This is a genomic window from Altererythrobacter chaiwopuensis, assembly GCF_054957755.1.
This window is the reverse complement of sequence record NZ_JBTXJG010000001.1, coordinates 1,443,674-1,460,947: the sequence shown is the minus strand read 5'-3', so window position 1 is coordinate 1,460,947 and position 17,274 is coordinate 1,443,674. Positions and strand designations below refer to the sequence as shown.

Below are 17,274 nucleotides of genomic sequence, written 5' to 3'. Positions count from 1 at the left end.
CCGCTCCTAGGCCAAAACCTGCGAATGAAGTTCGGACGGCTGCGTGACCTTGGCGAATGATTGACCGCCTTGTGCCGGGCGGGCCTTCACAAGATCGCCAATGGAAACGATGCCCACCAATCGCTTGTCGTCATCTACCACCGGCAGACGGCGAACCTGGTTCTCGCCCATGTTCTGTAAAACCTGGTCAACGTCGTCTTGCGCCCGGCAATAGAGGACCTCGCGGGTCATCACCTCGGAAGCATTCGCATCTGGTCCTAGACCCCCGCCGATTCCTCGCACGGCGATATCCCGGTCAGTAATCATGCCGATCAATCTGTCATTCTCGGCCACCGGAATAGAACCAAGGTCATGGGCCGCCATGCTTTGAGCAACGGCCTGTAGCGGTGTATCGGTCGAAACGGTTTGCACGTCCGAACTCATACATGTGTGAATCTGCATCTTACTCTCCTCTGGTTCTTTAACAGTGGCACAACGGAAAGGGAGAGTTGGTTGTTCCAGCATTTGCCGCAGCGGCCTCGATTCGAAAGATCGCACCAACATGCGGGTTGGAACATGCGGGTGAAGCCCGATTCTCATGCGTGAGGCTGCAACTTTGTTGCGATGCCGGATCGGCAGTTTCAGGCTTCCAGGCCCCGCTGCGAGGGCGATCGAGACAGGCCGGCATTTCCTACCATGCGGCGCTGATCTATTACTGATGGATGGCCCGCCGAAACTTCGCCCTCAAGCCCGCAGGGAACCTGCGCTGTAACACAGCGGAGCCACGCTCACTGCGATGCGGAATTTATCTTTTCAACCCTGTTCCATGCGTTCCAAGCGTGCCCCACGCGCGATGAGCCGAGCGGTCTTGTTCATTCAAATGCTAACAAACATTAACAGAAGGCTACGCAACCGGTTCAGTTTGAAGTCAGTGACGGGGGTCTACCACCAACCCATTACTCATGGCCGTTAGTGGTGGAGCGGCGTGTACAGGAACCGACCATGACCAATGCCAGACTTTTGAAGGGAAGCGCCTTCACCGCCCTTGCAGCCGTGCTTGCCTTTGCGGCCATGCCCAGCGCTGCCCAAGCGCAGGCCGGGGGGGTCGATAACCGCCCCGAACGTTCGCAAGCGCGCGAGAACCGCCGCGATTCGCGCGGCGAAGCCCGCAAGGATACACGCCAGCAGCAGCGCCCGCAGCGCGTCGAGCGGCGCAGCGAACAGCGTGACGCCCGCATCAGCCGCAGCGATCGCGCCGAACCGCGTATTGCTCGCGAGGTCGCCCGCGACCCGGGGCAGGATCGCCGGATCGAACGGCGCCCCGAACAACGAGTCGAACAGCGGACCGGGCAGCGCGGTGACGAGCGCCGCGGGCGCGAATGGAACCGCAGCGACCGCCGTGCGGAAATAGCCGACACTCGCTCGACCCGTGAATGGAACCGCAGCGACCGGCGCGCGGACGTTGCCGAAACTCGCTCGACCCGTGAATGGAACCGCAGCGACCGGTCTGAGCAGCGCGGGGCCGATACCCGCCGCAACCAGAGCTATTCGGACGCGAACCGCAACCGCAGCTATCGTGACGTGCGCCGCGAAGGCGTTCGTGACGGCAGCCGCAACTCGACCTATCGCCAACGGGACGGCTATCGCGACGGTGACCGTGATCGCTATCGCGACCGCGACGGATATCGCGACGGAAGCCGCCACGTCTATCACGAGCGGCGTTATTACGATCGCGGCAAATACCGCGGCGACTATCACCGCTGGGATCGCAAGCGCTGGCGCAGCAACCACCGCTACAACTGGTACAATTATCGCCACTCGCACCGCAGCATATACCGGCTGGGCCGCTATTACGCGCCCTATCGCAGCCATTATTACAGCCGTGTGAGCATCGGCTTCTACCTCGACCACCTGTTCTTCGGCTCAAGGTACTGGATCAATGATCCCTGGCAATATCGCCTGCCGGAAGCCTACGGCCCCTATCGCTGGGTGCGCTATTACGATGACGCCCTGCTGGTCGATATCTACAGCGGCGAAGTGGTCGACGTGATCCACGATTTCTTCTGGTAAACCCACCGTCACGCTGGCCGGATCTCCCCCTCATTGGTCCGGCCAGCAAAAACCCCGCCAGTCAGCGCGACTGGCGGGGTTTTGATTCTACAAAGCAGAATGGGTCAGGCCTTGGGCTCGCCGAACGGCAGCATGCGAAAGATGTTCCCGTCCTTGTCCACCAGCGTGTGCTTGAGCGTTCCGATGATGTGGAGCGCCACCAGGATTAACAGCGAAATACCCGCAGTGGCATGCAATTCGAAAATCGCCTTGGCACCGTCGGGATCGGGCGCAACCGGCAGCGGCGGCACCGAGAAGATGCCGAAGACGTTGATCGGCACGCCATATTTCGACATCGCCAGCCAGCCCGCCAGGGGCATCACGATCAGCAGGACATAGAACAGCCCATGCGTCACCTTGGCGAGAATGCGTTCCCATCCGGCCAGCGCGCTCGAAAGTTCGGGCGGCTTTTGTACAAATCGCCAGGCAAAGCGCAGCAGGATCATCAGCAGGATGAGCACGCCAATGGCAAAATGATTGCCCATGATCGCGCTTCTGGCTTCGTCGGTTGCGGCGTGTTCGGCTGCTTCCGCGATCCGCCAATTGGCAATCACCGCGAGAAACACCAGCCAGTGCAGCGTCATCGCCATTGGGCTGTAACGTCTTGAAGTCATGTCCGTCATTGAGCGCACCTCTCGGTTCCAAGGAAAAGCCGCATAGTAGCGTGTTCGCCATAACCGACAAGCCGGTCGCGAGTGGCCCTGTATGGCTTGCACCGCCAGCCGCCTTTGCTAACAGGCTGACCATGGCAAAAGCTGAGGTCATACCGGATAAAGACGCACTGCGGCGGGTCGGCGAGCAGGTGCGCAAACGTATCGAAGCCGATCCGCGCGCCTACAGGATCGATACCGAGCTGGCGGAGATTTTCGCATTCGGCGATTTCCTCACCGCGGCAGAATGCGAGCGGTTGTGCCTGATGATCGATCTCACCGCCAAGCCTTCCACGCTGCACGAGCAGGACTATGCCAGCGGCTTTCGCACCTCATATTCGGGCGACCTCGACCCGTATGACCCCTTCGTGATGGGTATCTCACGCCGGATCGACGATCTCCTGGGCATGAACCCCGAATGCGGCGAGGCAATCCAGGGCCAGCGCTATCTGGTTGGCCAACAGTTCCAGCCGCATAATGACTGGTTCTACACCAGCGAGAAGTACTGGCAGTACGAGCGCAAGCGCGGCGGGCAGCGCTGCTGGACCGCGATGGCGTTCCTCAACGAGGTGGAAGAAGGCGGCGAAACGCATTTCACCCATGTCGGTATCAAGTTCGAGCCCAAGCCGGGTGTGCTGCTGGTATGGAACAACGCCCTGCCCGACGGCACGCCCAATGAAGATACGATGCATGCCGGCACGCCGGTGATCAAAGGCAGCAAATACGTGATCACCAAGTGGTATCGCACGCGCAAATGGACGTGAGGCGTTAGCTGCGCTCCAGCGCCTCAGCGATCAGCTTGCGCGAATTCTCGATCCCGTAGAGCGCGATGAAGCTGCCCATGCGCGGGCCCTGTTCGCTGCCGAGCAGGATCTCATACAGGCACTTGAACCATTCGCGCAGATTCCCGAAGCCAAACTCCTCACGCTTGCCGATTTCATAGATGATGGTCTGGATCTCTTCAGCGGGCATGTCGGACGCCATCACCTGCAGTGCGCAATCGAGCGCTTTCAGGGCGTCGCGTTCATTCTCGGTCGGAGCACGCTTGATGAGCGTTGGCGCGACGAAATCGCGATTATAGGCAAGCGCCGTGCCTACCAGAACATCCAGCTCCGGGTGCCTGGCCGGATCTGCATCTTCGACGTAATTGGCAAGATATGACCACACGGAATCGCGATCGGCTTCGGCTCCCAGCACGCCAACCAGATTGAGCAGCAAGCCATAGGTAACCGGCAAGGTATCGCCTGCGCCCGGCGCTTCGTCAGCTTCAAACCCGCCATTGGCGCGCAGCAGGTGCCACACCGGGTTGCCAAGTTGCTTGTCGAGCTCCTGCTCGCCCAGCGCAGCGCGGAACTGCCAGTAATCGTCAACCGCGCGCGGAATCACGCCGGGGTGCAAGCTCTTGGCACTCTTGGGATTGGGAAAGATATAGAAACCCAGGCTTTCTTCGCTGCCATAGGTCAGCCATTGTTCGATCGTCAGGCCATTGCCCTTCGACTTGGATATCTTCTCGCCCTTTTCGTCAAGAAACAGCTCGTAGATCAGGCCTTCTGGTTTGCGGCCGCCCAGCACATTGACGATGCGGCCCGATTGAACGCCGCTATCGGTCAGGTCCTTGCCATACATCTCGTAATCGACGCCCAGCGCATACCAGCGCATCGCCCAGTCGACCTTCCATTGCAGCTTGGACATGCCGCCCAGCGCGCTCTGTTCGACCATGCTGCCATCTTCATCGGCAAAACGGATCAGCCCGGCTTCAGGATCGACCACTTCAACCGGCACCTGCAATACACGGCCCGTGCTGGGTGAAATTGGCAGCACCGGCGAATAGCTTTGCCGCCGTTCCTCACGCAGGGTTGGCAGCATGATGTCGAGAATCGCCTGATTGCAGCGCAGCACCTGCTTCAGCGCTGGATCGAAACGGCCCGAATTATACATGTCGTTCGATGCGACGAATTCATATTCGAAGCCGAACCGGTCAAGGAAGGCGCGCAGCATGGCGTTGTTGTGCGCGGCAAAGCTCTCGTGCCCCTTCTCGAACGGATCGGGGATGCGGCTCAAGGGCATGCCGAGATGCGCGGCCACCATCTTCTGTTGCGGGATATTGTCGGGCACTTTGCGCAGCCCATCCATGTCGTCGCTGAAGGCCACCAGCCGCGTCTTGCCGTCCTCGGGCTTTGCACCGATCATCGCTTCGAATGCGCGGCGCACCAGCGTGGTGCGCAGCACTTCCTGAAAGGTGCCGATATGCGGCAGGCCTGACGGGCCATAACCGGTTTCGAACAGCACCGGCGAGCCATCAGGTCTGGTGCCATCGGGATAGCGTTTGAGCAGCCGCTGGGCCTCTTGAAACGGCCAGGCCTTGTTTACGCGTGCGGCGGCGATCAGATCGTTCATGCTCATGCGCGCTGCCTCTTGCGCATGCCGCGCCGCGTTGCAAGCGCCATGTTGCAGGCGCGAAGGAAGGGGTCGGTCGGCAGACCGACCCCTCCATGCGCTGTTCAGCTCAATCGGTCCATTGCATTGTGCCGGTTCCGGTGCCGCCGGTGCCCGACCAGGTGGTCGCGCCGTTCTTTCCGGCATAGCGGCCGGTCTTGCCGTTGAGGCCACCGACGCAGCCCTGCATTCCATTTCCGCCGGGAACATTGTTGCAGCCAAAGATCATCGAATAGCTGCCTGCATCCGAGCTGGAATTGCAGGCGAAGTGAAAGTCGAACACCTTGGCATTGGGCGGCTGCGACACGCCGATGCAGGTCCACTTCTCGCTGACCTTGGAGCCATCGGAAAAGGTCACCACTGAGGTGCCGTCCTGATAGCTGCCCTGGTACTGGTCTGTCCCGACCGTTTTTTCAGGACCGCCTGTAGTGGTGTAGGTTGCGGTGCCGGCATGGGCGATGCCCGGAATGGCAAGGCAGATTGCGAGCGCGCCGATACGTAGGATATTACTCATTATCATTGTCTCCTGTCGGTTATGCGGCCCGAAGCAGACATTGCATATTGCCCCCACCCGCACGCGCCTTGAACGCGTGTGAACAAGCTTATGCTTGGCAACCCTGTTACAATCTGCGGGAGATTCCACGTTAACAATAATGAGTCAAGCGCGCTACTCGGCGCCCAGCGCCCGGGGTTCTGACCCTAAAACCAGGCGCGCACCCCGATCAGGAACTTGAAGCCGCTGGGATCCTCGCCTTCGGCGCGGGCAATGTCCGCCGTCTCACCCAGCTTTGCCTCGTATTCCACGCCAACGTAGGGGGCGAACTCGCGCACGATCTCATAACGCAGGCGCAGCCCCGGCTCGATCTTGGTGATTCCCGCACCGATCCCGCGTTCGGGAATATCCTGTGCGGCCAGTTCCAGCTCAACGCGCGGTTGCAGGATCAGCCGCTGGGTGATTTTCTGGTCATATTCGCCTTCCAGCCGCGCGGTCACATCGCCGCGATCGGACAGGAAGGCCGCCAGATCGACATGAAACATGTAGGGGGCAAGGCCCTGCACTCCCAGCGCCAGATGGCTGCGGGTTTCCGGTTCCAGATCAAGCCGCACACCCGCTTGCAGGTCGAAGTAAGGGCCGATCGCATGGCCCCACAACGCCTGTATTTCGGCATCTTCCACCGAGCCACCGAATGCTCCCTCTCCCTCTGACTTGAGCACGAACTTGTCTATATCGTTGCCGTACCAGCCCTGCGCGTCCCACAGATAGCCTTCTTCGCCACCTTCGACAGGAAGGCGCGCCTCGAGCCGTTCAACCAGCAGCGTGCCGGTACTCATCGCGCCATGCATGCGGCGTTCGGCATCGCGTGCGGCGGCCATGGCACCCTCACCCCAGATCGAGTCGGCGGCATGAAGCGGTCCTTCGAGCGCGCGCGGCGGCACGGCGTTTTCGGGCGCAGCGCCGGGGGCTGACTTGTCGTCCATCGGCATGGTGTGCTGCGAATGGTCTTCCGGCGGGGCGGCTTCCTGCGCCGCTGGGGTGGCGGAGTGATCATGCGCGGAATGGTCCTGCGCGGCGGCAGGGGAGGCGACCAGCGCCGCACCGGCAAGCAGGAGCGCGCGCATCAATGGTGCTCCCCGTGCGGAAAGGGCCGCACCGTCACCACCTGCATCATGCCTGCATGCATGTGATAGAGCAGATGGCAGTGGAAGGCCCAGTCGCCCGGTTCGTTGGCGGTAAGGTCAAAAGTGGCACTGCCGCCCGGTTGCACCACCACAGTGTGCTTGAGCGGCTGGTGCATATGGTCCGCGCCGTTGACCAGTTCGAAGAAATGGCCGTGCAAATGGATCGGGTGCGCCATCATCGTGTTGTTGACCAGCTTCACCCGCACCCGCTCGTCATAGCCGAAGCGGATCGGATCGTCGGTGACGGCGGAAAAGCTCTTGCCGTCGAACGACCACATATACCGTTCCATATTGCCGGTGAGGTGGATTTCCAGCTCGCGCTCGATCTCGCGATGCGGGTTCATCCGCGCGGCCTTGAGATCGGTGTAACGCAGCACACGGTGCTTTACTGTGTCGAGGCCCAGGCCGGGAAAGTCCATTCGGTCGGCCGGCATCGGCGCAACCATGTCGATACCGGGGCCGACCTTCACGTCATCGGGCAGCAGCGAGGTATCGCGCATGGAGTTGTCCATCGTATGCCCGCCACCATGCGCGGAATGATCCATGCTACCCATGCCCATATCGACCATGGTCAAGGTGGGAACCTCGCGCAGCGGCGGCGGGGTGGCGATATTGGCCCCAGAACCGGGAGCGCGCGAGGTCAGGCTGGCAACGCCCATGCCGCTGCGGTCCATCGCTTCGGCCACCAATGCATGGCTGCCATCGGGCGGGCTGACAATGACATCGTAGGTTTCAGCGGTTCCGATCTGGAATTCGTCCACCTCCACTTCGGCCACGTCCACCCCGTCAGCCGCGATCACCGTCATCGGCACGCCTGGAATGCGGACATTGAAGAAGGTCATCGCACTGCCATTGATGATCCGCAGCCGCACCCGTTCGCCCGGCCTGAATTCAAGTGCCAGATTGTCAGCTGGCCCATGCCCGTTGATAAGATAAGTGTAGGTGCTGCCCGAAACATCGGCGATGTCGCGCGGGTTCATCCGCATCTGGCCCCACATGCGGCGTTCTGCCCCGCTTAGGTTCCCTTCTGTCGCGGTCAGCATCTGGCGGTTGAAATAGTGCTCGCCAACCTTCAGTTTGCGCATGATTTCATGAGGATGGATCGGGGTGAACTCGCTCAGCAACACCACATAATCGCGGTCATAACGCGGATCGGGCTCCCCGCTTTCGATCACCAGCGGACCGTAATGCCCCGCTTGCTCCTGCAGCCCTGAATGGCTGTGCCACCAGTAGGTGCCATGTTGGCGGATCGGGAATTCATAGGTGAAGGTCTCACCCGGCGCGATGCCCGGAAAGCTCACCCCCGGCACCCCGTCAAACTGGAACGGCAAGAGCAGCCCGTGCCAGTGGATCGAGCTGTCTTCCTCAAGACTATTGGTCACATGAAGCCGCACGTCCTGGCCTTCGCGAAGGCGGATCAGCGGCCCCGGCACACTGCCGTTAACGGCAATTGCATGCCCCGCGCGGCGACCGGTCGTAAAGTGATGTTCGGCAATAGTCAGGCGGATATCCTCGCCCGAAACTTCGCCAAAGCCGCGCCTTGCATGCGACAACGACACGCCTTTTGCCCAGGCGGGCATGGGCAAACCCGCCGCGGCGGCCAGCGCGGCGGTTGATCCAATGAAATTCCGGCGGTTTAGATGGATTGCCATAAAATCTTATACGCTGCCTTGAACCGTTTAGTTCCAGCCCACATATATACCCCCATAGGGTATTTCAATAGGTGCTTGTGTAATGGCCAATGCAAACAGTGCAAAGATCAACCGGCTGAACCGCATCGCCGGACAGGTGCGCGGCGTCGCCAACATGATCGAGAATGATCGATATTGCATCGACATCCTGCATCAGATCCAGGCGATCAAGTCTGCGCTGGTGCAGGTCGAAAGCCAGATCCTCAAGGATCACGCCGCGTGCTGCGTCGCTGAGGCAATTGCCAGCGGCGACGAAGCCGAACAGCGCCAGAAGTTCGAAGAGCTGGTCGACCTGATGAACCGATCGCGCAAATAAGGCGACAAACCGATGACCTCTGCCAAGACCGCTACACTCTATCGCATGGTGATGCCCGATCACCTGTGCCCCTCTGGGCTCAAGGCCAAGTGGCTGCTCGAAAACCAAGGCTATCAGGTGGACGACCACCACCTGACCACTCGCCCTGAAACCGATGCATTCAAGGACGAGCACGGTGTTTCGACCACCCCGCAGGCGTGGATCGCGGGTGAGCGGATCGGCGGATATACCGACCTGCGCGAGCATTTTGGTCGCCATGTGCTCAAAAAGGGCGAGACGACCTATCGCCCGGTGATCGTGCTGTTTGCGATGATGGCGGCGATGGCGCTGGCGGCAGCCTATGTCACCACGGGCCGCCCGCTCTCCATCCTGGCGGCTGAATGGTTCGTCAGCTTCTCGATGTGCGGGCTGGCCTATCTCAAGCTGCGCGATGTCGAGAGTTTTTCGACCATGTTCCTCAATTACGATCTGCTCGCGCGGCGCTGGGTGCCCTATGCCTATATCTACCCGTTCGCCGAAGGGTTGGCGGGCGTGTTGATGACCGCACAGGCGCTCGATTGGCTTTCGATCCCGGTGGCGCTGTTCATCGGCACGATTGGCGCGGTGAGCGTGTTCAAGGAGGTCTATATCGACAAGCGCGAGCTGAAATGCGCCTGTGTCGGCGGGGATTCCAACGTGCCGCTGGGCTTCGTCTCGCTGACCGAGAACCTGTTCATGATCGGCATGGCGGTGTGGATGCTGACAAAGTGGATAGAAGGCGCGCCGATGGGGGCAATGTAGCCTCAGCCACCTTGCCAGCCATTCGCCCCGCGTTCTATCGTTGGCGCGGTGTCTTCTCCGCTCCCCCTACCCGCGCTGCACGCGAGCCATTCCGGCACATGGCTGAAGACGGCCAGCGGTGCGACGCAAACCGTATCCAAGGGCGATGCCATCATGGCGGCGGCGGATACCCCGCTGCTGCTGCTCAATGCGCCGCTGGTTGCCAATCGGCTGGGATATCCCGACCTTTCCGGGCTCGACCTGCTTGAACTTTTCGCCTTCGTCCATCCAGCGCGGTTCTGTGTGCCAACCCCGCGCGGGCTGGCCGAGGCACTGGATCTGGGCGAGCCGGATGGCGACGAGCATGTCCCGGCCTTCCTTCAGCTGGCGGCGGGCGCGTTGATCGCAGCTTGCGCAAGCGAGCACTGGCCTGAGCGCGAGGGCGCGTGGAGCGCGCTGCAAAACCTGGTCAAACTGCGCTGGCCATGGGCGCAGGTATTGGCCGCGCATATCGCGCGGCCAGAGCGCGCCGAGAAATGGCTGTTCTCCAGGCGCCCCGAATGGGAGGACGCGCCCGAACGCCCTGCCCCGCGCCAGATCGAACTGGCCAGCGATGCCGTGAGCGCAAGACTTGATACTCTGACCGGCGAAGCGGCCGAGAAGCGCGCGGGCCAACAAGCCTACGCCCGTGATGTGGCACAGGTTTTTGCTCCGCGTGACAGGCGCGGCAGTCCGCATCTTTTGCTGGCGCAGGCAGGCACGGGAATCGGCAAGACGCTCGGCTATCTTGCCCCGGCATCGCTGTGGGCAGAGGGTTCGGGCGGCACGGTGTGGGTTTCAACCTACACCAAGAACCTTCAACGCCAGCTGCGGCAGGAAAGCCGCCGCGCCTGGCCCGCGCAGCGTGCCGACGGGTCAAAGCCGGTGGTAGTGCGCAAGGGGCGCGAGAATTACCTGTGCCTGCTCAATCTGGAAGATGCCCTGCAAGGTGGCTTTAGCGGGCGCGCGGCGATCCTGGCCCAGTTGGTGGCACGCTGGGCCGCGTTCAGCCAGGATGGGGACATGGTCGGCGGCGATCTGCCCGGCTGGCTTGGCACACTGTTCCGCAAGCGCGGGATCGCTGCGCTGACTGACCAGCGCGGCGAGTGCGTCTATGCCGGCTGCCCGCATTACCGCAAATGCTTCATTGAGCGCGCCGCGCGCAGCTCTGCGCAGGCAGATCTTGTCATCGCCAACCATGCACTGGTGATGGTCAATGCTGCGCGCGCCGGATTCGGAGGGGGTCGGGATCATGCCCAGCGCCCGACACGCATTATCTTCGATGAGGGGCACCACGTGTTCGAAGCGGCGGATTCGACTTTTGCCGCCGCGCTGACCGGGCAGGAAACGATCGAGCTGAGGCGATGGATTATCGGCCCTGAACGCAAGAACCGGGGTCGGCGGCGGGGGCTGGCCGCCCGCCTCGCCGATGTTGCCAGCTATGACGAAGCAGGCGGCAGAGCGGTGGAAGCCGCTGTCGAGGCCGCACATGCCCTGCCGGGCGATGGCTGGCTGCAGCGGCTCAATGAAGGCGCGCCCTCAGGACCGATCGAGGCGCTGCTCGCGGCGGTGCGTGCTGCCACCTACGCGCGCGACGAATCCGGCGGGCAGGAAGCAGGCTATGGCATCGAAACGGAAGCCGCCTCGCTCCCCGGCGATCTTATCGAGGCCGCTGGCAAGGCAGAGGAAGCCCTCGCAGCAATCAGGGGCCCGCTGATTAAACTCACGACCAGGCTGGAGGCAGTGCTGGAGGATGCTCCCGATTGGCTCGACACCCAGGGGCGAGCACGGATCGAGGGCGCGCGCCATTCGCTCGCCTGGCGGATCGATACGCTGGCAGCTTGGGAGGCACTGCTTGATCGCCTGGCGGGGCCAGCAGATCCTGAATACGTCGATTGGCTTGCAGTTGAACGCTCGGATGCGCGCGAATTCGATGTCGGGATCCACCGCCATTGGCTCGATCCGATGAAGCCCTTTGCCAAGGCTGTGCTGGAACCGTCTCATGGTGTGATGCTGACCAGCGCCACGTTGACTGACCGCGGTGCGACCGGGCCCGAGTGGGATAGCGCAATGGCACGGTCAGGTGCGGCCTATCTCGATGCGCCGCCTCTCACAACGGCTGCCGAAAGCCCGTTCGATTATGCCAGCCGGTCCGAAGTGCTTATCATTACTGACATCAAGAAGGGCGATCTGCCCGCGCTTGCCGGTGCATATGCCCGATTGATCGAAGCCTCTCAGGGCGGCGTGCTGGGCCTGTTCACTGCGATCCGCCGGATGCGTGCGGTGCATGGCCGCATTGCCGATCGTCTCGCTCGCGGCGGGCTGCCCCTATACGCGCAGCATGTCGACCCGATCGACACCGGCACGCTGGTGGATATTTTCCGCGATGATCCGCGCGCCTCACTGCTGGGCACCGATGCCTTGCGTGACGGGGTGGATGTGCCCGGCCATTCGCTGCGCTGCGTGGTAATGGAGCAAGTGCCCTGGCCCCGCCCTGACATATTGCACAAGGCGCGGCGGTTGGCGGGCGGCGGCAGCGCCTATGATGACCGGATCATCCGTGCGCGGCTGGCGCAGGCGTTCGGCAGGCTGATCCGCAGCAAGGGAGATGCAGGGCATTTCATTGTGCTCTCACCCGCCTTCCCCAGCCGCCTGCTGACCGCTTTCCCGGAAGGAACGCCTGTCATCCGCTTGACGCTTGAGGAAGCTTTACAACGAGTTGAAGCTGGTGTTTCGGGCTATCACACTGCACAAGCCGGAATCGCCGAACCGGCTGGAAAGGACGCATCCTGACGTGAGATTGCTGTCATGAAGATCCTTGGTCTTTTCCGGCACGCCAAATCCGACTGGGATGACATGGCAAAGCGCGATTTCGATCGCGGGCTCAATGATCGCGGGCGCAGGGGAGCCGCGCTGATGGGCGATCACATTCGCAAGCACGGCATCAAATGGGACGTAATCGTCGCCAGCCCTGCGGTGCGAAACAAGGAGACACTTGTATCCGCCATGCCGGGCGCTGAGGTGGAATATGATCAGCGGCTTTATCTTGCGAGCTCCGACACGATCCTGGAAACGATCGCCGACCATGCTGGCGATGCGGGCACAGTGCTGGTTTCCGGCCACAATCCCGGCTTGCAGGAGGTTCTGTTCGAGCTCGTCACTCACGCCAATGAAAACGAGCTGTTTTTCGAAGCCGCGCGCAAGTTTCCGACCGCATCCTATGCCGTGTTCGAACTCGATATCGATGACTGGTCACAGCTCAAGCCGGGCTGCGGTAAGCTGGTCTATTTCGCCCGGCCACGCGATCTTGATCCGGAGCTCGGGCCTGAGGTCTAATCCAGCACATGCCTTGGGCCCGGCCCTTCAGCACTCAGGTGGTCGTCCTTGTTGTAGAGCTGGCAATGGCTGAGGCTTAGGCACCCGCAGCCGATGCAACCGTCTAGCTTGGCGCGGGTCCGCTCGAGCTGCGCAATCTTGCGGTCGAGTTGCCCGCGGATCGAATGGCTGATGGCTTGCCAGTCGCCTGCGGTTGGCGTGCGGCCATGCGGCAGCTTTGCCAGCTCTGTTTCGATCTCCGATAGCGCCAGCCCCAGTTGCTGCGCAATCAGGATGAAGCTCAACCGGCGGATGTCGCTGCGCAGGAAGCGCCGCTGGTTGCCGCTAGTGCGGATCGGCTCAACCAGGCCCTTTTCCTCATAGAAGCGAATTGCGGAAACCGACAGGCCGGTGCGGCGCGCAAGATCGCCAATGGGAAGAAAATCATTCTTGCTCAGCTTGCGCGGCATGGCCCGAACCCCTCGTGAGAAAATAACTTGACCTCAACTTAGCTTGAGATTGCACGATCGGCAAATGCGATGATTCGTACCCGCCAGCGCTCCTTTCGCGCCTGGTGGAAACGGGCATTGCCAGCTTAGCAAATTCAGGAGAATTCAATGTCCATAGCCAAACTTGAACACGTCAATGTGACCGTCACCAACCCTGCCCGCTCGGCCGCTTTGCTGATGGACCTGTGCGGCTGGCACATTCGGTGGGAGGGGCCATCAATGAACAATGGCCGCACCATCCATGTCGGCAGCGACACCGCCTATCTGGCGCTTTACACCAATGACCAGGTCACCGGCGAATTTGCCAAGGGCCAGCCGCTCAGCCATGTCGGGCTACAGGTTGATGACTTGGCCGCCGCAGAGAAGACCGTTTTGGAAGCTGGCCTCGAGCCGTTCAATCACGGGGCCTATAATCCCGGCCCGTCGACTTTCTATTTCATCGACTGGGACGGTATTGAATTCGAAGTGGTCAGCTATGCAGACCAAACCCCATGAACGAGCCGATCCTGCGCCAACCGATGTTCCGGCCATTTGCAAATCGCCAACTTGCTGCCAAACAGGGCGCAAAGGAACCAACGGGAGTATCCAAGCCTTGTACGCATTCAAGTTTTCGACCGCCGTCGCCGTCTCGCTGTTGAGCCTGGCCGCGACACCTGCCGTAGCTGAAACCACCTATGTCACGGGCGATCGCCTGCTGGATGTGGAAAGCGGGCGCTATATCGAAGCGCCATTGATCGCGGTCGAAGATGGAAAGGTCGTAAGTGTCCAATCGGGCGGGACTGCTCCAGAAGGCTCAGAGGTGATCGCCCTTTCCGGTCACACGATCCTGCCCGGCCTGATCGACATGCATGTGCATCTGGACGGCAGGCCGGAATATGGCGGCTATTCGAGCCTGCAATTCACTGACCGCTTTGCCGCGGTTCTGGGCGTGGAGAATGCACGCCGGATGCTTCATGCCGGCTTCACCACGGTTCGCAACCTTGGCGACGACGATTACAATGTCGCCGGCATTGACCAGGCAATCGAGGAAGGCTGGATTCCCGGACCGCGCATTGTCAATGGGAACTATGCGCTCGGCGCCACCGGCGGGCATTGCGACGAAACTTTCCTCCCACCCAGCTTCGGAGCCAGGAGCCCCGGCGTGGCAGACAGCCCGCAAGAATTTCGCGTGCGCGTGCGCGAACAACGCAAATATGGCGCCGAAGTGATCAAGGTCTGCGCAACCGGCGGGGTATTCTCGCGCAATACCGAGCCGGGGCAGGCACAGCTGCATGAAGAAGAGCTTCGCGCCATCGCTGAAGAGGCGCATTTCTGGGGTCTCAAGACTGCCGCCCATGCGCATGGGGCTGAAGGTATCAAGCACGCGATACGCGCCGGGATCGACACGATCGAACATGCCAGCCTGGTCGATGATGAAGGGATCAAGCTGGCGGCGCAGCGCGGCACCTATTTCAGTATGGACATCTTCAATACCGATTACACCCAGGCTGCCGGTGAGGCGAACGGCGTGCTTGAGGAGAATCTGCGCAAGGACCGCGAGATCGCGCAGATCCAGCGTGACAATTTCCGCAAGGCGCACAAGGCCGGGGTGAAGATGGTCTTCGCCAGTGACGCAGGCGTGATGCCGCATGAACTGATCGGGGGGCAGTTCCGCGTGATGGTGGAATACGGGATGACACCGATCGAGGCGATCCGCGCGGCAACTGTGAATGCCGCCGAAGCGCTTGGCCAGGTGGGCCAAGTGGGTGTGGTCAAGCCAGGTGCCTGGGCCGATTTTATCGCGGTTGATGGAGATCCGCTGGCCGATGTCGGCGAGCTGGCCGATATCGATGTCGTTATGAAGGGCGGTCGGTTGGTGAAGGCGGACTAACCGCCGCCGCGCCGCCCGCCCAGGGCTGGGCGGTACGTTCCAGCGCAAGGCCGCCCTGCCACGGGCGGCAGAGCGCGCGTGCCGCCTCAATATCGCTACCCACCCACACACCATAATCCTCGCACGAAACGATCACCGGCATGCGGGTGTGCACTTCAGCCGCCATGCCAGCCGCGTCGGTCATCACCATCGAGTAGCAATCGCCCCATTCGTCGCTATTCCGCCAGATGCCCGCACAGGCGAACAATTCATCGCCCGGCAGCGAGAGCCAGCTGCGCGTCTTGCCCCCCTTGGGGCCTTCGGCCTCGGCCCAGGCGGTGATCGGGATGAGGCAGCGGCGCTGCTCAAACGAATGGCGCCAGAAGAAGCTGTCGAGCTTGTCGGTGCGGGTATTGTTGACCGGCTTGGGCTTCAGCGGCTGGCCGCTCTTGCCTTTCATCTGCAGCGGGAAGCCCCAGCTCATCTGCCTTAGCTGCCCATCGGCCACGACCAGTCCAGGATAGCCGGGATAGACTTCCGCTCCAAAATTCGCGCCGCTGGGCATTTCCGCCGCATCGAACCAGTGCGCCACTTCGCTCGGAGCCTTGGTCATACGATAGAGATTGCACATCTGGCCCAGCCCTCAGGCATTGCCGACCACGAAACACGCCGCCGCCATCAGCGCGCCCGCCAGCCGGTTCGAGCGGAAACGCTCGAGCGCATTGCCGCCATCCCCGCTGTCAAGCGTCGCCACCTGCCAAGCCAGATGGACCGCCACCGGCAGCAAGGTCAGCAGCGCTATCCAGTCAGGCCGGTAGAGCCAGAAGCCCAGCCCCCAAAGCGCCACGGCGAGCACGTAGAACATGGTTGTCCCGCTGCGTACCCGGTCGCCCAGGCGCAAGGCGGATGAGCGGATCCCGACCAGCGCGTCATCCTCGCGGTCTTGCAGGGCGTAGATCGTGTCATAGCCGATGATCCAAAATATTGTTCCGGCATAAACCGCCGCGAGTGCATCCCAATTGTCACCGCGCAGCGCCACCCAGCCCACTGGCAGCCCCCAGCTGAACACCAGCCCCAGCCACGCCTGCGGCCACCAGGTAATTCGCTTCATGAACGGATAGGCCGCGACCAGCGCCAGGCTGGAAAGCGCCACTGCTTGCGCTTCGAGCCGCAATTGCAGGAGCACGAGGAGACCGATCAGGCACAGCGCGAGCAACCAGCCCCACGCCAGTTTCCGGCTGACCCGCCCACTCGCAACCGGACGCAGCGCGGTGCGGGCCACCTTGCGATCAAGATCGGCATCTACGATGTCGTTGTAGACGCAGCCTGCCCCCCGCATGGCAATGCTGCCCAGCAATAGCCAAGCCGCGAGCTGCCATTGCAGCCCTGCACCGGCCAGCCACACGCCCCACAGGCACGGCCAGAACAGCAGCCACCAGCCGATCGGCCGGTCGAACCGTGCCAGTTGCGCAAGATCCCTGGGCATTTGCGGCAGGCGCGCAATGATTCCGCGATGTTCGCTATCCGGGACTATCTGTTCGTCCATGCACCTGCTTCTTCAGCCTTTGCCTGTTTCCAGCCATAAATCGCTAGTCCGAACATCACCACATTGCCAACGAGGTCGAGCATGCCGATCGAATTGAGCACCGGCACAACGCTGTGAAAATACCAGTCGAACACGAAGAACGGAACGAGGATGATCGCGAAGGTAAGGAACCCGCGGCTGGTATAGCGCACCACGAGCGACATGAGTCCGAAGATGCAAGCCTGCGCGCCGAAACATGCCAGGGCAAACAGTGCGAGAAAGGAAGTGTCGCGATATTCTGGCGTCACCGCCAGTTCGATTACTGAACGCGGAAACAAAAGCGCCCATGCCCCCAGCAAGAGGAATACGGACGCAATCAGATATTGAGCAGTTCGAGCCGACATCACGCTAGCTCTA

18 protein-coding genes are annotated in these 17,274 nt (G+C 61.6%); 8 read left to right on the top strand and 10 right to left on the bottom strand.

Annotated features, from left to right (window positions below; genetic code table 11):
• Nucleotides 1-6: 6 nt before the first annotated feature.
• A complete protein-coding gene (locus ACX2DJ_RS07200; protein WP_462571788.1) occupies nucleotides 7-441 on the bottom strand; it encodes a CBS domain-containing protein in 435 nt (144 codons plus the stop codon).
• 540 nt (nucleotides 442-981) lie between these two features.
• On the opposite strand from ACX2DJ_RS07200, the gene ACX2DJ_RS07195 reads away from it, so the two are divergent.
• Complete coding sequence (locus ACX2DJ_RS07195; RefSeq protein WP_462571787.1) at nucleotides 982-2,049, top strand: RcnB family protein; 1,068 nt, start codon at nucleotides 982-984, stop codon at nucleotides 2,047-2,049.
• A gap of 104 nt (nucleotides 2,050-2,153) precedes the next feature.
• Here ACX2DJ_RS07195 and ACX2DJ_RS07190 read toward each other — a convergent pair whose 3' ends face one another.
• Complete coding sequence (locus ACX2DJ_RS07190) at nucleotides 2,154-2,702, bottom strand: cytochrome b (protein WP_462571786.1); 549 nt, start codon at nucleotides 2,700-2,702, stop codon at nucleotides 2,154-2,156.
• A gap of 131 nt (nucleotides 2,703-2,833) precedes the next feature.
• Between ACX2DJ_RS07190 and ACX2DJ_RS07185 the strand changes: the two genes are divergently transcribed.
• The gene (locus ACX2DJ_RS07185; RefSeq protein WP_462571785.1) at nucleotides 2,834-3,502 is read left to right on the top strand and encodes a prolyl hydroxylase family protein; all 669 of its coding nucleotides are present in this window, start codon (nucleotides 2,834-2,836) and stop codon (nucleotides 3,500-3,502) included.
• 4 nt (nucleotides 3,503-3,506) lie between these two features.
• On the opposite strand, the gene ACX2DJ_RS07180 is transcribed toward ACX2DJ_RS07185, so the two are convergent.
• From ACX2DJ_RS07180 to ACX2DJ_RS07165, 4 genes are all read right to left on the bottom strand, one after another.
• Nucleotides 3,507-5,141: a lysine--tRNA ligase gene (locus tag ACX2DJ_RS07180; RefSeq protein ID WP_462571784.1), complete on the bottom strand. Its 1,635-nt coding sequence runs from the start codon at nucleotides 5,139-5,141 to the stop codon at nucleotides 3,507-3,509.
• Nucleotides 5,142-5,244: 103 nt separating this feature from the next.
• Nucleotides 5,245-5,688 (bottom strand): hypothetical protein, encoded by a 444-nt coding sequence (locus ACX2DJ_RS07175; RefSeq protein ID WP_462571783.1) that lies wholly within the window; start codon nucleotides 5,686-5,688, stop codon nucleotides 5,245-5,247.
• Nucleotides 5,689-5,873: 185 nt separating this feature from the next.
• Nucleotides 5,874-6,794, bottom strand: coding sequence for a copper resistance protein B (locus ACX2DJ_RS07170; protein ID WP_462571782.1), 921 nt, complete (start codon nucleotides 6,792-6,794; stop codon nucleotides 5,874-5,876).
• Complete coding sequence (locus ACX2DJ_RS07165) at nucleotides 6,794-8,506, bottom strand: copper resistance system multicopper oxidase (RefSeq protein WP_462571780.1); 1,713 nt, start codon at nucleotides 8,504-8,506, stop codon at nucleotides 6,794-6,796. The genes ACX2DJ_RS07170 and ACX2DJ_RS07165 overlap by 1 nt, the downstream gene beginning before the upstream one ends.
• Before the next feature lie 82 nt (nucleotides 8,507-8,588).
• Between ACX2DJ_RS07165 and ACX2DJ_RS07160 the strand changes: the two genes are divergently transcribed.
• Genes ACX2DJ_RS07160 through ACX2DJ_RS07145 form a run of 4 tightly spaced genes read left to right on the top strand, consistent with a single transcriptional unit; the run spans nucleotide 8,589 to nucleotide 12,995 of the window.
• A complete protein-coding gene (locus ACX2DJ_RS07160) occupies nucleotides 8,589-8,861 on the top strand; it encodes a metal-sensitive transcriptional regulator (protein WP_462571779.1) in 273 nt (90 codons plus the stop codon).
• Nucleotides 8,862-8,873: 12 nt separating this feature from the next.
• The gene (locus tag ACX2DJ_RS07155; RefSeq protein ID WP_462571778.1) at nucleotides 8,874-9,641 is read left to right on the top strand and encodes a MauE/DoxX family redox-associated membrane protein; all 768 of its coding nucleotides are present in this window, start codon (nucleotides 8,874-8,876) and stop codon (nucleotides 9,639-9,641) included.
• Between the two features lie 48 nt (nucleotides 9,642-9,689).
• Entirely contained in the window at nucleotides 9,690-12,452 is a 2,763-nt protein-coding gene (locus ACX2DJ_RS07150; RefSeq protein WP_462571777.1) for an ATP-dependent DNA helicase, read from the top strand.
• 15 nt (nucleotides 12,453-12,467) lie between these two features.
• The gene (locus tag ACX2DJ_RS07145) at nucleotides 12,468-12,995 is read left to right on the top strand and encodes a SixA phosphatase family protein (protein ID WP_462571776.1); all 528 of its coding nucleotides are present in this window, start codon (nucleotides 12,468-12,470) and stop codon (nucleotides 12,993-12,995) included.
• On the opposite strand, the gene soxR is transcribed toward ACX2DJ_RS07145, so the two are convergent.
• Nucleotides 12,992-13,444 (bottom strand): redox-sensitive transcriptional activator SoxR, encoded by a 453-nt coding sequence (soxR, locus tag ACX2DJ_RS07140; protein ID WP_462571775.1) that lies wholly within the window; start codon nucleotides 13,442-13,444, stop codon nucleotides 12,992-12,994. The two genes, ACX2DJ_RS07145 and soxR, sit on opposite strands and share 4 nt — an antisense overlap.
• 147 nt (nucleotides 13,445-13,591) lie before the next feature.
• Between soxR and ACX2DJ_RS07135 the strand changes: the two genes are divergently transcribed.
• Both ACX2DJ_RS07135 and ACX2DJ_RS07130 read left to right on the top strand, forming a co-directional pair.
• Entirely contained in the window at nucleotides 13,592-13,978 is a 387-nt protein-coding gene (locus ACX2DJ_RS07135; RefSeq protein WP_462571774.1) for a VOC family protein, read from the top strand.
• A gap of 97 nt (nucleotides 13,979-14,075) precedes the next feature.
• Nucleotides 14,076-15,353, top strand: a complete 1,278-nt coding sequence (locus ACX2DJ_RS07130) for a Xaa-Pro dipeptidase (RefSeq protein ID WP_462571773.1) — start codon at nucleotides 14,076-14,078, stop codon at nucleotides 15,351-15,353.
• On the opposite strand, the gene ACX2DJ_RS07125 is transcribed toward ACX2DJ_RS07130, so the two are convergent.
• From ACX2DJ_RS07125 to ACX2DJ_RS07115, 3 genes are read right to left on the bottom strand one after another with little or no spacing between them, the layout of a single operon-like run.
• On the bottom strand, nucleotides 15,319-15,963 hold the full coding sequence (locus tag ACX2DJ_RS07125; RefSeq protein WP_462571772.1) for an SOS response-associated peptidase: 645 nt from the start codon (nucleotides 15,961-15,963) through the stop codon (nucleotides 15,319-15,321). The two genes, ACX2DJ_RS07130 and ACX2DJ_RS07125, sit on opposite strands and share 35 nt — an antisense overlap.
• Before the next feature lie 12 nt (nucleotides 15,964-15,975).
• The gene (gene ubiA / locus ACX2DJ_RS07120) at nucleotides 15,976-16,878 is read right to left on the bottom strand and encodes a 4-hydroxybenzoate octaprenyltransferase (RefSeq protein ID WP_462571771.1); all 903 of its coding nucleotides are present in this window, start codon (nucleotides 16,876-16,878) and stop codon (nucleotides 15,976-15,978) included.
• Nucleotides 16,863-17,261, bottom strand: coding sequence for a hypothetical protein (locus tag ACX2DJ_RS07115; RefSeq protein WP_462571770.1), 399 nt, complete (start codon nucleotides 17,259-17,261; stop codon nucleotides 16,863-16,865). Before ACX2DJ_RS07115 ends, ubiA begins: the two co-directional genes overlap by 16 nt.
• Nucleotides 17,262-17,274: the final 13 nt, after the last annotated feature.